Source organism: Mesorhizobium sp. 1M-11 (genome assembly GCF_001303895.1).
GTDB lineage: Bacteria > Pseudomonadota > Alphaproteobacteria > Rhizobiales > Rhizobiaceae > Mesorhizobium.
On the sequence record NZ_LJSD01000011.1, the window covers coordinates 716204 to 730607 of the forward strand.

The window sequence follows — 14404 nt, forward strand, 5'->3', positions numbered from 1 at the left end:
GCATTCAGTCCGGCTTCGAAACGAGGCCGCTCTTTACTTCTTCGGTTCGTCCGGACGCTTACCGCCCTGTCCAAACTCGGCGACAGCCCCCGCAGAACGCAGCACATTCAATATGCCGGCTCCGAAGCCGAGCAACAAGCCAACGATCAACCCCCAGGGCGATGAACCCGCCAGACGATCGACCATCCAGCCCAGCCCGGTGCCGACGGCTATGCCGGCAATGAACTCGCTCGACAGCTTGAAAGCCTGGCCATACCCGGAGGTGCCGCCGGCATTCTTTGCTTCTTCCCCCTGGCCCCGGTCCGGTCGCCTTGTCGCAAGACCTGCTTCAAGTGCGCGCCGCCGGCGCTCAAGATCGTCGTCGTGAAAGCTCGGCTCGGCGTCGCCGCCTGTCCGTCCGGTTCCGCTTGGCCTGTTCTTATCGGCCATCGCAACCTCCCTGCCCGGCCAAAACGTCGCCGTTCGCCCGCTTTCAAGTCGCGGGCAACATAGTTAGAGGCCTTCCCCCCGTCAAGCCGAGGGGGAAGCTTTGTCGGCAAGTATTTTCCGCAGCTAAATCAAATGCTTAAGCAAGTGCGACATCGTGCCCGACATGAAGTGGACAGGACGGGGAGAGAATCTGTCCCTCCGACCGGCCCTGAAAGCCGGCCTTGCCGGCTCAGCTCCAGCCACCGCCATAGGTGCGGTAGAAGATGTGCAGGCCGATCTTCGTCATCTTCTTCATCGCCCGCGCCCAGCCAGGGCTTACGTAGGCGGCATAATAGTGCGTCGATGAGCCGACTTCAGGCAGGAAGATCTTGCCGGCTGTGACGGCCATGCCGATTTCCTGGGCGACCTTGTAATGCTCCGGTTCCGTGATGCGTTTGCGACGACCGTCACAAGCGAAGGAGAACTGGCAACGGTTCAGCCAGTCGTCGTTCTGATAGACGACGCCGCAGATCGACTTCGGATAGGCGGGATTGCGGACGCGATTGAGGATGACCTGGGCAACGGCGGCCTGACCGCGCAGCGATTCGCTGCGGGCTTCGAAATAGATGCCGTTGGCGAGACACTTCTGCTCGGGCTTGGAAAAGACCGAAGCCGGCAACGGGTTCTGCATCCAGGCGTGATCGCCCTTGCCCATCGGGGGAATGAAACGGCCGCCACTCGGCTTCTCGTCCTGCAGCAAAGCTTCGAAAGGTGACGCCTTGGCGTAATCCGGCTCGGCTGGCGCATAGGCCGTGGCGAGGACGTCGGCATTCTGGTTGGTGATGAGGCCGGCCAGCATCGATGACACGCCGTCGTCCTTCTTCTTCTCCTCGCGCAGATGGAAGGCCGATGCGATCTGGACTTCCTTGCCCTTGATATCGGGCTTGGCGAAAGCGAGTTTCAGCCCACTGTCAAGGCTTGGGCGCAACAGCGAAGAGGTCCGCTGGAAGATGGAACCGGCGGAAAAATTCTTCGGCGGCGCCACCGGCGCGATCTTGACGATGCGGCCTTTCTTGTCAGCGCGCTGAACACGGGCTTCGTCGGAAACCTCTCCGGTTTTCGCGACCTTGCCGCTGAAGGCGACCGTGCCGACACCAGGCAGGCTGACACCGGAACCTGCAAGCGATCCGGTGATGGCATCCTTGTCGACGAAAGGCAGTTCGGCAGCATGGATGGAACCGGCGGCTGCCTTCTGCACATAGGCATTCCAACGGGCATTGGAGGATCCGAGACCCGAAATCAGGCTGGTCATGTCCGAATAGGCGACAGCTGTCGGAAAACCGATCCAGATGCCCAGGCCGACAGCCAGTGAAGGGAGGAGAGAACGCTTGCGGTCACCGGCGGCGGCGAGAAGCCGCTTTGCGAATCGTCGATGCACGGAACTCTCCAGGACGCTGATCAAAACCCACTGGAAAGCAAAATGAAGCATTAACCTTGATGGTCGGTTAATGATCGTCGCGAACCTGTCTGAAAACGGGACGCCAACTTAAGCCCGAGGCTCCGGCTTAAGCAGGATTGGCAAGGCAACGAGGGCGCACATTGCTGCCGCCAGCCAGATGCCGGCCCAGGATGTTGCCGCCAGAAGATGCGGGATGGAAAGCGGCACCAGGAAAAAGCCGATGAAGACCAGCGCGTTGGCCGGACCAAGCGCACTTCCGGCACGTTCGGCACCGGCCAGCGTGAGGATAGGCCACGCCGTACCATGACGAGACGGAGATGCCGGCCAACACCAGCGTGGCGGACAGCGCGGTGCCCCCCTAAAGTGGCTAAGCCAGACATGCCTGCGCAGCGTTGCCTGACAACGGACCTGAGGCTCTAGTTCTTCTTTCTGGCGCGGCCGGCGAAAGGATTGTCCGACGTACGCAACGCCATGCGGATCGGCACGCCAGGCATGTCGAAGGATTCACGCAGGCTGTTGACCAGATAGCGCACATAGGATTGCGGCAAAGCGTCCGGCCGCGAGCACGAAACGACAAAGCCCGGCGGGCGCGTCTTAGCCTGAGTGACATATTTGATCTTGAGCCGGCGCCCGGCGACCGCGGGCGGTGGATGGTGCGCCAGGATGCCTTCCAGCCAGCGATTCAGCTTGCCGGTGGAGACGCGGCTGTTCCAGACCTTATGGGTGCGCACGACGGCATCCATCAGCTTGTCGAGGCCACGCCCGGTCTCGGCCGAAACGGTGACGGCCTGAATGCCGCGCGCTTGCGGCAGCAGTCGCTCGGTCTTCTCGCGCAGATCCGCCAACACTTCCTGCGGATGATCGATCAGATCCCATTTGTTGAAGGCGATGACAGGCGCCCTGCCCTCGCGGATGATCAGGTCGGCAATCTGTAGATCCTGCTTCTCGAATGGGATCGTCGCATCGAGGACGATGATCACGACTTCCGCGAAACGCATCGCGCGCAGGCCATCGGTGACCGACAGCTTCTCCAGCTTCTCCTGGACCTTGGCCTTGCGGCGCATGCCGGCAGTATCGAACAGCTTGATCTGGCGGCCCCGCCAATCCCAATCGACGGATATGGAATCGCGAGTAATGCCTGCCTCCGGTCCGGTCAGCAGGCGCTCTTCACCAATCAGCGCGTTGATCAGGGTCGACTTGCCGGCATTGGGCCGCCCAACCACGGCAATGCGCAGCGGCTTTGCCTCGTCATAGGCCGGTACATCTTCCGCGTCCGGATCGGCGATGTCCTCGCCGATCAGCACTTCGGAGACGGCAATCTCGTCGTCGGCGTCCTCGTCCTCGCCGAACACCCGTTCTTCGCCGAGCGCCGCGATGACTGCATCCCGCAGATCCGGCATGCCCTGGCCGTGTTCGGCTGAAACGGGTACGGGTTCGCCAAGGCCGAGTTCCCAGGCTTCCAGCATGCCACCCTGGGCACCCCGCGCTTCTGCCTTGTTGGCAACCAGCACGACCGGCTTGCCGGAGCGGCGCACAACTTCGGCGAAGGTGCGGTCGTCCGGCATCAGGCCGGCCTTGGCGTCCATCAGGAAAAAGATGAGGTCGGCCTCGCGGATGGCGATCTCGGTCTGCTGGCGCATGCGACCGGGCAGCGTCGATGCCGGCGCGTCCTCGAAGCCGGCGGTGTCCACCACATCGAATGTGATGTCGTAGAGCTTGGCAGGATGAACGCGGCGGTCGCGGGTGACACCAGGCGTGTCGTCGACAAGGGCCAGCTTTCGACCGGCAAGGCGGTTGAAAAGCGTGGACTTGCCGACGTTAGGCCGGCCGATGATGGCGACTTTGAAGCTCATTGCCCATCACGATGCGTTGCCGGAACCGCGGATCAGATCGGCCATCATCGAGGCGCGCTGGCGCGCATTCCCCGGCGCGCCCTCATCCGCGGCGATCTGTTCGAAGAGCTTGAGCGCGTCCTTCGACTTGCCTTCCTTCCAAGCCGACAGACCAAGCGTTTCGCGCGCGGTATGGCGCAACGGGCTGGTGTCGGCGGTCAGCGCCTCAACGCGGCTGGAGACGTCGGCGAAGCTTCCGTGATCAACCAGAATCAGGCCGGCACGCAGGCGGGCTATGTCGCGGATCGAAGCCGGAATCGAGCCATCGGCGGCGACACCGTCGAAATCCTTCACCGCACCGGCGAAGTCACCCTTGTCGGCCTTGACGGTGGCGGCGCGCATACGGGCGAGGAGCGGATAGGCACCGTAACCATCCTTCTCCAGCGTGGAAAGCGCGGTCAGCGCCTCATCCTGCTTGCCGTCATTGGCAAGCGTCAACGCCTGGGAGAAAGCGTCACCGGAACGGTTCGCGCGGCTGGTATCCCAATAGCGGTAGCCGACGAAGGCGGCGGTGCCGAGCACGATCAGCACGGCAGCGCCGATCAGGATGGGGCCAAAGCGATCCCACAACGCCTTGGCACGTTCGCTGCGGATCTCTTCGTTGACTTCGCGGATAAAACTGTCGTCGGACATCAATCAAACCATTGCCGCCCAGCCAAACAAGTGCCGAGCCAAAAGATAAGCCCCGCCTTGTAGCGGAATTTCGTCGGCATGGAAGGGGGGAGCAGGAAAATCGGCGCTCGCGCCCACGTCCTCGACATTTGAAAAAACGCACCGGCGCCACATTTCAAGATTAGGCGATTGAGGTGCCACCATTGCCCGGGCACCGCCAATCGCTTATCCATCTGGACGAATTGTAGTTTTTGTACCGACGATGCCCAGTCCATTCCGCGTGCTTGCGTATTCCAGCCTGATCGCCGCCACTGCGACGGCGGCGTTTGCCGATCCCCCACGATCGCGAATCCCGGCCGCGCCAAAGCAGGTCGTCATCATTTCCTTCGACAATGCGCGTGACATCGCGCAATGGAAACGCAGTCGCGCATTGGCGCAGCGCACCGGCGCGCATTTCAGCTATTTCCTGTCCTGTGTGTTCCTTCTCTCGAAGGAGACCCGCAAGGACTATGTCACGCCTCCCAAGGGAACGGGAAAATCCAACATCGGCTTTGCCGCCTCCAAGGAAGAAGTGGCGGAGCGACTGGAGCAGATCAATCTTGCGGTCGCAGAAGGGCATGATCTCGGCAGCCATGCCTGCGGCCATTTCGACGGCAAGGACTGGAGCAAGAGCGACTGGCTGGCTGAGCTCGGCGCCGCGCGGCGCATCCTGGAGAATGCCTACACGATCAACGGCATCGCCGCCGAGCCTGCCGGCTGGCGCGAGCTGGCCAAAGCGGTGACCGGCTTCCGTGCTCCTTATCTGTCGACGGGCAAAGGTCTCTATCTGGCGTTGCCGCAAGCGGGCTTCACCTATGATGCCAGCGGTGTCTCGCAAGGCCCCGCCTTGCCGACGACGTCCGGTGGCATGACCCGTTTTTCGCTGCCGCTGATCCCGGAGGGGCCAAAGCGGCGCCCTGTCATTGCCATGGACTACAATCTGTTCGTTCGCCATTCCGGCGGTTTCGAACGGCCAAGCCAGGCCAAGGAATTCGAAGAGCGGACCTACGAAGCGTTCCGCGCGGCCTTCGACAAGCAATATACGGGTAAGCGCATTCCGCTCGAGCTCGGCTTCCACTTTACGCTGATGAACGACGGCACCTACTGGAACGCTCTAGAGCGTTTCGCCGGGGAGGTCTGCGTGAAAGCCGACGTCGAATGCATCAGCTATCGCGACTATCTGGCTCGCGGCAAACCAACAAAGCCGGCGACGGTGGGCGGCTGAACCGCCCACATCATTTCCCGCTTCCGATCAGGAGGCCGGCTGGTCTTCGGGCCGCATGCCATCGCCCTGACGGTCCAGATAGTGCTGATCGATATCCGGCAGAGGTTCGCCCGCGAGCGTCGCTTCGAAGGCGCGCAGGCGCTTGTGGATCGACTGAAGCTCGACGATGGTCGACCAGGAATTGAGCAAGAACTGCAGCGAGTTGGTAACCCGTCCGAAAGCATTGGAGATCTGGCTGAACACGCCAAACGTTATCTTATGCGCGACCAGCGACGGGCCCAGGATCAGACCGGAATAGATATTGTCCGCCTGGAGATACGTGTAGCGAACGATGTTGAAATAGACGTAGTGCCCATAGAGCCGGAAATAGTTGCGGCGAACGTTGGCAAACAATTCCCTGGTCGTGACAGGCTGCGCCCTGTCGGCATGATCCTCGCCATAGACGAGTTCCTTGCGATAGGCGGCTTCAACGCGCTGGTTGCGGAATTGCAGGCCTGGCAGTTTGATGCCCGCCACCATGACGGCAATGGTACCGAAAAAACACCAGGCCAAGGCCGCAAAGACAAGCGGTTGGGGAATGGCGCCGACAAGCGGCATTTCCGTGATGTGCTGCTGTAGCTGGATCAGGACAGGCAGGAAGGCGATCAGTGTCATGATCGACTGCACGAATGAAGAACCCAGGTCTTCCATGATCTGGGAAAAGCGCATGGTGTCTTCCTGAACGCGCTGCGCAGCACCCTCGATGTGACGCAGCTTGTCCCAATTCGCCATGAAATAGTCATTCATGGCGGTGCGCCAGCGGAAGATCCAGTGCTGGACGATGAAGATATTGATGACCTGCACATTCATGCCGACCAGCGCCAACCAGGCGAAACTGGCCATCCCCCAATAATATTCCGCATTGGTGGACTGCCTTGTCCCCGACATCAGGCCTTGGACGTAGTCGTAAAACGGCCCGTACCAGTTGTTTACCGCCACGCTGACCTGCACGGTGAAATAGATCAGGAACAGGATCAGCGACGTGACCAGGATTGACCAGTTCTGCCACGGGTGAGGCGCAAACCAGGCCCAGAATACATAAAATACAAGGACGCTTACGGCATAATAAATGTAGAACCATAGAAATGGCTTGGACCAGAACACGCTGATGCCGATGATCGGCGGAGTGGCAGGATCAGCAGGTCCAAGTCCAAGCACCGAGCCAAATTGCTGTCCGCCGAAAAACCACAACAAGATCAGGAAAAGCGACCACGCCGCAGCCGAGATGAAAAACAGCTTCGGCCTCGGGAAGAAAGATACGAACACGGTTTGCCTACCCCCAGATGATGCGCGGTTGCGATTCGCAAGCATCAAGTCACAGTTTTTGCGGCAAAGAAATGGTGCGGCGGCTCGCCGGCGAATTACATTTTCGTCACGTTGGCGAGCGCGCTTCTTCTTGCGCTTGCTGTTTGGCGTTCCGGCCAGCCGACCAGACAATCACCGCTGAGATGACGAGAATGACGGCTGCGGCGATCGAGGGGACAAAGAAACTGCCGTCCGAACGTTCGGCTAGCACCCCCGCAACCAGCGGGCCGATCAACTGACCGATGCCGAAACTAGCAGTCATCAGCGCGAAGGCGCGGCGCGGCGACTGCGGTGACAGCACCCTGCCCGCCTGGAGGCCTAGCGCGGTGATGGCGATGAAGGTGCAACCGAGGAAGAACCCGCCAAGCAAGGGTCCGATGGGCAAGCTCATCGCCACGCTGGCGGTCACGCCCACTGCCTCGACCAGGGACGCCAGGGCATAGGCGATATACAGCCCGGTCCTGCCGGCGATCTTCTGCCACAGCCAGATCGAAGGCATGCCGGCAAGTCCCGTCACCATCCAGACCATCGCCTCAAAGGTGCGGCTGCCACCGCCCTGACGCACAATGGCAACCAGGAAGGTGGCGGTGATGATGTAACCGAAGCCGAACAGGCCGTAGGCGATGGTGACCTTCACCAGCGGCGCACTCCACTTCAAAGCTGGCTCCCGTCCCGAACCGCTGGCCAGCGCCGGGCCACGATCGATCATCAAAACCGTCGCGACGAAACCCACGAGGGAAAGCGACGCAGCCATCATCCAACCGGCTACCCAGGTGGCGTGGCTACTCACCAGCAGGGCCATCATCAGGGAAGAGACGGCAATGCCAAGGCCGACGCCGCTGAAATGCAGTGCCTGCAGCCCGTTGCGCCCGGCCACGGCAAGATGGCTGAAGACGATCGCCGCCAGGAATACGATGACGAAAGCGCTGGCGACACCGGCAAGGAAGCGGATCACGAGGAAGGCCAGCGTCGAATCCGTGAAACCCATCAGGCCAGCCAGGATGCCGCTCGCAGCCAGCGAAGCCAGCATGATCGGGCGCTCGCGGCCATGCGCCCAGCCGCCGGCGGCGGCGAACGCACCGAGCAGGTAGCCGAGATAGTTGAGTGAGGCGATCAGGCCGGCATCGCCTGCGGACAGATGGAGTTCCTCCATCATGCCAGGCAGGATCGGCGTATAGACGAAACGACCGATACCCATGGCGACCGCCATTGCGATCAGGCCGGCAAAGGCAAAGCGTAGCGGTGAGGCCGAGGTCGCGTTCATTGCAGTGCACAATAAAAGCGTGCGCCTGCGAGGCAATGCGTTTCGCTTAGGCCAGTCGCGCCGTTTGCGTCATGCGCCGCATCTTGCCGTCTCGAAAGCCGTCCGCCGCGCGGTCAGCCTGAACGGCATGTCGCCCAGTTCACGCTCCGACATGGAATCGAGCACCGGATGCGAAAGCGGGTCGCGCACCCAGCCGGCGATATCCCCTTCGGTTGGACGAGACGGCAAGAATTCCCTGAACGGGTTCAGCAAGGAGAAAAGCGTCATGGCGGCAGCTCCTCTTTCTCAGTCGGGATTCTGCCACCAAACTGCGTGGATTCAATTGAGATTTGCGCGGCGCGGGTTTAGAAAAACTTCATGGCTCCGTTGAACCGAATCCATCTCAATGGCCTGCGTGCCGTAGAGGCCGTCGCACGTCTGGGCTCGCTGTCAGCTGCGGCCGGCGAGCTTGGCGTTTCGCCGAGCGCGGTCAGCCAGCAGATCAACCGTACCGAGAGGCAGCTTGGACTCGCGCTGTTCGAGCGCACGACGTCCGGCCTTGTGCTGACAGATTTCGGCAGCCAGTTCGCGACCCGCTTGGCCAGGGGTTTTCGCGAACTGACGCAAGCCGTGGCGCTCGCCGACGACGCATCGCGCTGTACGCTGGTGGTATCGGTGGCGCCGGCTTTCGCCTCGAAATGGCTGATGCCGAGGCTTTCGCGGCATTTCACGCGTTACCCCAATGTTCTCCTGCGCATCGACGCTTCTGTCAGGCTGGTCGATCCCGGCAATTCCGAAATCGATATCGGAATCCGGCTCGGCAACGGCAAATGGCCGGGCCTGCATGCGGAACTGCTTCTGGCGCAGGAGATCTTCCCGGTTTGCGCGCCGTCGATCGCAGCAAAACTGAAGACCCCCGCCGATCTGGCCAATGCCTATGCGATCACCGACGAGCGCACGATGATCGCCTGGGAGAACTGGTTCAGGGCCGCCGGCGCCGAGCCGGTGACGCTGCTCAAGGGCGCTTCCTTCACCGACCCGATGCTGTGCCTGGAATCGACGATTGCCGGCCATGGCGTCATGCTGGGCTGGCAATTGCTATGCGCCGATGCCCTGGCCGACGGTCGCCTGGTTGCGCCCTTCGGCGTGCGTGCGCCAAGCGGGCTCGGCTATTGGATGGTGACGGACCCGGAACCGGAAAGCCGCAAGGTGCGCGACTTCAAGGCATGGCTGCGCGAGGAGATCGAAGTGACCATGGCAACCTTTGCCACGCCGAGCGAGCCCGCAGCCGCCTGACCCCGAGGACCAATCGTCTCTTTGCTGCGCATCGTGCTTTCCGAAGATCGATGGCCGATTTTCGGGTCGATGCGATGTGGAAAGCGACGCCCCGGCGGTCTATGTAGAATGACATCACCAACAGCCGAGGCCAGACCATGACATCCCACGCCCGCGATTTTTCCGCTGCCATCGATCCGGTGAAGCTCGAACGCCTGGCCGAAGTGGTGGTCAAGGTTGGTTTGCAGCTGCAGCCTGGCCAGGATCTGGTACTGACCTCCTCGATTGCCGCGCTGCCACTGACACGCAAGATCGTCGAGCATGCCTACAAGGCAGGCGCCGGGCTGGTGACTCCGATCTTCAACGACGACGAGATCACACTGGCCCGCTTCCGCTATGGCGCCGACGCCGGATTCGACCGCGCCGCCGGCTGGCTTTACGAAGGCATGGCCAAGGCCTTCTCCAACAATGCCGCGCGGCTAGCCGTGCGGGGCGACGACCCGTCGCTGTTGTCGGCCCAGGACCCGGCCAAGGTCTCGCGCGCCAACAAGGCGAACTCCGTCGCTTACCAGCCGGCGCTGGAAAAGATCACCGGCTTCGACATCAACTGGAACATCGTCGCCTATCCGGAACTCGCCTGGGCGAAGCAGGTGTTCCCGGGCGAAACCGACGACGTCGCAGTCGCCAAGCTGGCGGACGCGATATTCGCGGCCAGCCGCGTGAACAATAACGATCCGATCGGGGCCTGGAGGGCGCACAACGCCGCGCTGGCCGAACGCACGAAATGGCTGAACGGGCACAATTTCCACGCCCTGCATTTCAAGGGTCCGGGCACCGACCTGACCGTCGGCCTTGCCGACGGGCACGAGTGGATGGGCGGCGCTTCCACCGCCAAGAACGGCATCACCTGCAACCCGAACATCCCGACCGAGGAAGTCTTCACCACGCCGCATGCGCGGCGCGTGACCGGCCATGTTTCTTCAACCAAGCCGCTGTCCTACCAGGGCACGCTGATCGACGAGATCTCGGTGCGTTTCGAGGAGGGCCGCATCGTGGAAGCGAAGGCCGCCAAGGGCGAGGACGTGCTGCAGAAGGTGCTGGACACCGATGAGGGCGCGCGCCGGCTGGGCGAAGTGGCGCTGGTGCCGCACTCCTCGCCGATCTCGGCGAGCGGCATCCTGTTCTACAACACGCTGTTCGATGAGAACGCCTCGTGCCACATCGCGCTCGGCCAGTGCTATTCGAAATGTTTCGTCGGTGGCGACAAGCTTTCGCAGGACGAGATCGCGGCGCGCGGCGGCAATAAGAGCTTCATCCACATCGACTGGATGATCGGCTCGAACAAGGTCGACATCGACGGCGTCAACAAGGACGGCAGCACCGTTCCGGTGATGCGCCAGGGCGAGTGGGCCTGACCTCGCTCTAACACGGTCGGGCGGGCTGTCCCGCCCGACATCATGGAGGCGCCCATGGCTTTCGACATCGTGGTCAAACGCGTCTACGAGCCGGCCGCGGCTTCAGACGGCCAGCGCGTGCTGGTCGACCGGGTCTGGCCGCGCGGCCTGACGAAGGAAAAGGCGGCGTTGAGCCTATGGCTGAAGGAGATCGCGCCGAGCGATGCCCTGCGCAAATGGTTCGATCACCAGCCTGAGCGCTGGGAAGAATTCCAGAAACGATATCAGGGAGAACTGGCCGGCAAGCAGGAGCCGCTGCGCGAACTGGCCAGCCTGCTGGAGCACGGCCGCGTCACCTTGCTCTACGGCGCGCATGAAGAACGCTACAACAACGCGGTGGCACTGGCGGGCTATCTTCGCGAACAGGCTTAGCGCATCGGCCCGAAAATCGGACTCGATTTTCGGAAAGCACGATGCGCAGCTTAAAAGCGTTAGAGCGTCCTTTGCGCGTCCGAATGGACGCGCGGCGCTCTAGCCGAGTTCGCGTTCGTAGATATCCGGCTTGAAGCCGACCAGCAGCCGGTCGCCTGCTTCGAGTACGGGACGCTTGATCATGGTCGGGCTGGCCAGCATCAGCGCCTTGGCTTTCTTGGCGTCGATGCCTTGTTTCTTGTCATCCGGCAACTCTCTGAACGTGGTGCTCGCCTTGTTGAGCAGCACTTCCCAGCCAAGCTTTTCGATCCAGCCCTGCAGGCGATCAGGCTCGATGCCCGAGGCGCGATAGTCATGGAAAGCGTAGCCGACCTTGTGGCCGTCCAGCCAGACGCGCGCCTTTTTGATCGTATCGCAGTTCGGGATGCCGTACATGGTGATGGTCAAAGCTGGGTTCCTCGGTTCGGTTCGTCAGGTAGCGAGTAGCCGATTCGTAGCGCTGGCGCCGCTCTCATGCCACCACGTCGAAGCTGCTACTCTCTCCCCGTTGCGGGGAGAGATGTCCGGCAGGACAGTGAGGGGCAGAGCCGACTTCCATCCGCTTGGTGCCGCCCCTCATCCGCCCTTCGGGCACTTTTACCGGAGCGAGCCACGCGTCTCGCCCGTCCTTCGGACCCCCGTGAACGGGGAGGCGGAAAGGGCGCTACTCGCCGTACGGCACCCAGATGTTTTTCACCTGAACGGCGCGGGAAAGCAGTTCCCTGCCCTCGCCCTGGCGTCCGTCATACCAGTCACGCTGAACCGTCTCGGTCCAGACCTGCTTGAGGTTGCCAGTCGAGGCCTTTTCGATCTTGGCCGCCGCATCGCGGCCACCGAAATACCAGATGCCGTCGACTTCCTCGTGCTTGGCCAATTCGAGCGCCAGCGCGTCACGATCGCCGGTGACGATGTTGACGACGCCGTCCGGTACATCGGACGTCTCCAGCACCTGGTAGAAATCGGTGGCGGCAAGCGCCTGTCGCGATGATGGCAGAACGACAACCCGGTTGCCCATGGCGATCGCCGGCGCAAAGGTCGAGACGAAACCGAGCAGGCCATGGTCTTCCGGGCACGCGATGCCCAGGACACCGACCGGCTCGTTCATGGCGAGCGCCACGCCGCGCAGCGGCGGCTTATGTACCGCGCCTTCGAATTTGTCGGCCCAGGCGCCGTAGGAGAACAGCCGCGACACGGAAGCGGCAACCTCTTTGGCCGCATCCTGCTTGCGCTTGCCGGTCATTGCGGCAAGGCGGTCGGCGAACTCGCCCGAGCGCGCGTCGAGATTTTCGGCGATGTAATAGAGGATCTGTGCGCGGCTGTGCTCGGCGGTCGTCGCCCAGCCGGTCGCCTTGCGCGCGGCCTCCACGGCGTTGCGGATATCCTTGCGATTGCCGTCGCCGACCTCGCCGACCAGGGCACCGGAAGGCGAGACGATCGGGCGCGAATAACCACCATCCGGCCTGGCCTGCTTGCCGCCGACATAGAGTTTGGCGGTGCGGTCGATGAAGCCGGTGGATACCACATCGCCATTGGGCTCGATGGCCGGCGTAGCGGCAATCGGCTTGGCCTTGGCCAGCCATTTCGGCTTGCAATAGGCGGCCAGGCCTTCGCGACCGCCCTCGCGGCCATAGCCGGATTCCTTGTAACCGCCGAAGCCGACGCCGGCGTCGAACATGTTGGTGCCGTTGACCCAGACGACGCCGCATTTCAGCTTGGGCGCAATGTCCAGCGCCAGCGACAGCGTCTCCGACCAGACCGAGGCGGCCAGGCCATATTCGGTGTTGTTGGCGAGTTCGACCGCTTCAGCCGGGGTGCGGAAGGTGGTGGCGACAAGCACCGGCCCGAAGATCTCGACGCGCGAAACGGTGGCGGCCGGGTGCACGCCGATAAGCAGCGTCGGTGGGTAGAAACACCCCTTTGTCGGCACGCCTGATTTGGGCTGATGCAGAACGGCACCTTCCTTGACGCCGACATCGACCAGCTCGCGGATGCGCGCCAACTGCACCGGGTGCACGATGGCACCGATGTCGATTGCCTTGTCGAGCGGGTCGCCAACACGCAGCGTCTCCATGCGCGCAACCAGCTTCGCGATGAAACGCTCCTGCACGCTCTCCTGCACCAGCAGGCGCGAACCGGCGCAGCAGACCTGGCCCTGGTTGAACCAGATGGCGTCGACAACGCCTTCGACCGCAGCGTCGAGGTCAGCATCGTCGAAGACGATAAACGGCGACTTGCCGCCGAGCTCCAGGGTCAGGCTCTTGCCCGAACCGGCAGTCGCCTCGCGGATGCGGCGCCCGACCTCGGTCGAACCGGTGAAGGCGATCTTGGCGATGCCCAGATGATTGACGATGGCCTCGCCGGTCGCACCGTCGCCGGTGATGATGTTCACCACGCCTTCCGGCAGGCCGGCCTTCTGGCAGATTTCGGCGAACAGAAGCGCAGTGAGCGATGTGTATTCGGCCGGCTTCAGCACCACCGTGTTTCCGAGCGCGATCGCCGGCGCGATCTTCCAGGCCAGCATCAAAAGCGGGAAATTCCAGGGAATGATCTGGCCGCAGACGCCGAGGGGTTCCCTGTCGGCCAGTTCGCCATCCATCAGTTGGGCCCAGCCGGCATGATGATAAAAATGGCGGGCGACCAGCGGAATGTCGATGTCGCGGGTTTCGCGGATCGGCTTGCCGTTGTCGAGCGTCTCCACCACCGCGAACAGGCGGCTGTGGCGCTGGATCAGCCGGGCGATCGCATAGAGGTAACGGGCCCGGACATGGCCGGGAAGTGCAGCCCAGCCGGGCTGCGACTTGGCAGCGGCCTTGACCGCGGCATCGACGTCCGCGGCATTCGCCTGCGCCAGCCTGGTCAGGACCTCGCCGTTCGACGGCGACATGGTCTCGAAGCTTTCGCCCGACTTGGCCTTTTTCCAGGCGCCGCCGATGAACAGCCTGGTTTCGCCGCCAAGCCCCTTGATCCAGGCGCGGGCTTCCTTGTCGCTCTCGGGCGCCGGGCCGTATTCCATCGTGTCCAGGATTTCTGCGATCGACATGG

At 62.5% G+C, this 14404-nt stretch carries 13 protein-coding genes; 4 read left to right on the forward strand and 9 right to left on the reverse strand.

Annotated features, from left to right (window positions below; translation table 11 throughout):
- Positions 1 to 33: 33 nt before the first annotated feature.
- From AO692_RS07220 to AO692_RS07235, 4 genes are all read right to left on the reverse strand, one after another.
- A complete protein-coding gene (locus AO692_RS07220) occupies positions 34 to 429 on the reverse strand; it encodes an AtpZ/AtpI family protein (protein ID WP_054309333.1) in 396 nt (131 codons plus the stop codon).
- Between the two features lie 229 nt (positions 430 to 658).
- Positions 659 to 1846 (reverse strand): cell wall hydrolase, encoded by a 1188-nt coding sequence (locus AO692_RS07225; protein ID WP_054309484.1) that lies wholly within the window; start codon positions 1844 to 1846, stop codon positions 659 to 661.
- 437 nt (positions 1847 to 2283) lie between these two features.
- On the reverse strand, positions 2284 to 3720 hold the full coding sequence (gene der / locus AO692_RS07230) for a ribosome biogenesis GTPase Der (RefSeq protein WP_054309334.1): 1437 nt from the start codon (positions 3718 to 3720) through the stop codon (positions 2284 to 2286).
- Between the two features lie 6 nt (positions 3721 to 3726).
- A complete protein-coding gene (locus tag AO692_RS07235; protein ID WP_054309335.1) occupies positions 3727 to 4392 on the reverse strand; it encodes a tetratricopeptide repeat protein in 666 nt (221 codons plus the stop codon).
- 241 nt (positions 4393 to 4633) lie between these two features.
- Here AO692_RS07235 and AO692_RS07240 point away from each other — a divergent pair, with 241 nt between their 5' ends.
- Positions 4634 to 5635, forward strand: coding sequence for a hypothetical protein (locus AO692_RS07240; RefSeq protein WP_054309336.1), 1002 nt, complete (start codon positions 4634 to 4636; stop codon positions 5633 to 5635).
- Between the two features lie 27 nt (positions 5636 to 5662).
- On the opposite strand, the gene sbmA is transcribed toward AO692_RS07240, so the two are convergent.
- The 3 genes from sbmA to AO692_RS07255 form a co-directional block, all read right to left on the reverse strand.
- A complete protein-coding gene (gene sbmA / locus AO692_RS07245) occupies positions 5663 to 6940 on the reverse strand; it encodes a peptide antibiotic transporter SbmA (RefSeq protein ID WP_054309337.1) in 1278 nt (425 codons plus the stop codon).
- A 106-nt stretch (positions 6941 to 7046) separates the two neighbouring features.
- Positions 7047 to 8243, reverse strand: a complete 1197-nt coding sequence (locus AO692_RS07250; protein ID WP_054309338.1) for a YbfB/YjiJ family MFS transporter — start codon at positions 8241 to 8243, stop codon at positions 7047 to 7049.
- A gap of 69 nt (positions 8244 to 8312) precedes the next feature.
- Positions 8313 to 8510 carry a hypothetical protein gene (locus tag AO692_RS07255; RefSeq protein ID WP_152979739.1) on the reverse strand — a complete coding sequence of 66 codons (198 nt, stop codon included), beginning with the start codon at positions 8508 to 8510 and terminating at the stop codon, positions 8313 to 8315.
- Positions 8511 to 8600: 90 nt separating this feature from the next.
- On the opposite strand from AO692_RS07255, the gene AO692_RS07260 reads away from it, so the two are divergent.
- The 3 genes from AO692_RS07260 (at position 8601) to AO692_RS07270 (ending at position 11323) form a co-directional block, all read left to right on the forward strand.
- Positions 8601 to 9518, forward strand: coding sequence for a LysR substrate-binding domain-containing protein (locus AO692_RS07260; protein ID WP_054309339.1), 918 nt, complete (start codon positions 8601 to 8603; stop codon positions 9516 to 9518).
- Positions 9519 to 9655: 137 nt separating this feature from the next.
- Entirely contained in the window at positions 9656 to 10912 is a 1257-nt protein-coding gene (locus AO692_RS07265; RefSeq protein ID WP_054309340.1) for an aminopeptidase, read from the forward strand.
- A 54-nt stretch (positions 10913 to 10966) separates the two neighbouring features.
- The gene (locus tag AO692_RS07270) at positions 10967 to 11323 is read left to right on the forward strand and encodes a DUF488 domain-containing protein (RefSeq protein WP_054309341.1); all 357 of its coding nucleotides are present in this window, start codon (positions 10967 to 10969) and stop codon (positions 11321 to 11323) included.
- 99 nt (positions 11324 to 11422) lie between these two features.
- On the opposite strand, the gene AO692_RS07275 is transcribed toward AO692_RS07270, so the two are convergent.
- Together AO692_RS07275 and AO692_RS07280 are read right to left on the reverse strand one after the other, a co-directional pair.
- Positions 11423 to 11770: an ArsC family reductase gene (locus AO692_RS07275; protein ID WP_054309342.1), complete on the reverse strand. Its 348-nt coding sequence runs from the start codon at positions 11768 to 11770 to the stop codon at positions 11423 to 11425.
- Between the two features lie 256 nt (positions 11771 to 12026).
- Positions 12027 to 14402: an aldehyde dehydrogenase family protein gene (locus AO692_RS07280; RefSeq protein WP_054309343.1), complete on the reverse strand. Its 2376-nt coding sequence runs from the start codon at positions 14400 to 14402 to the stop codon at positions 12027 to 12029.
- Positions 14403 to 14404 lie beyond the last annotated feature (2 nt).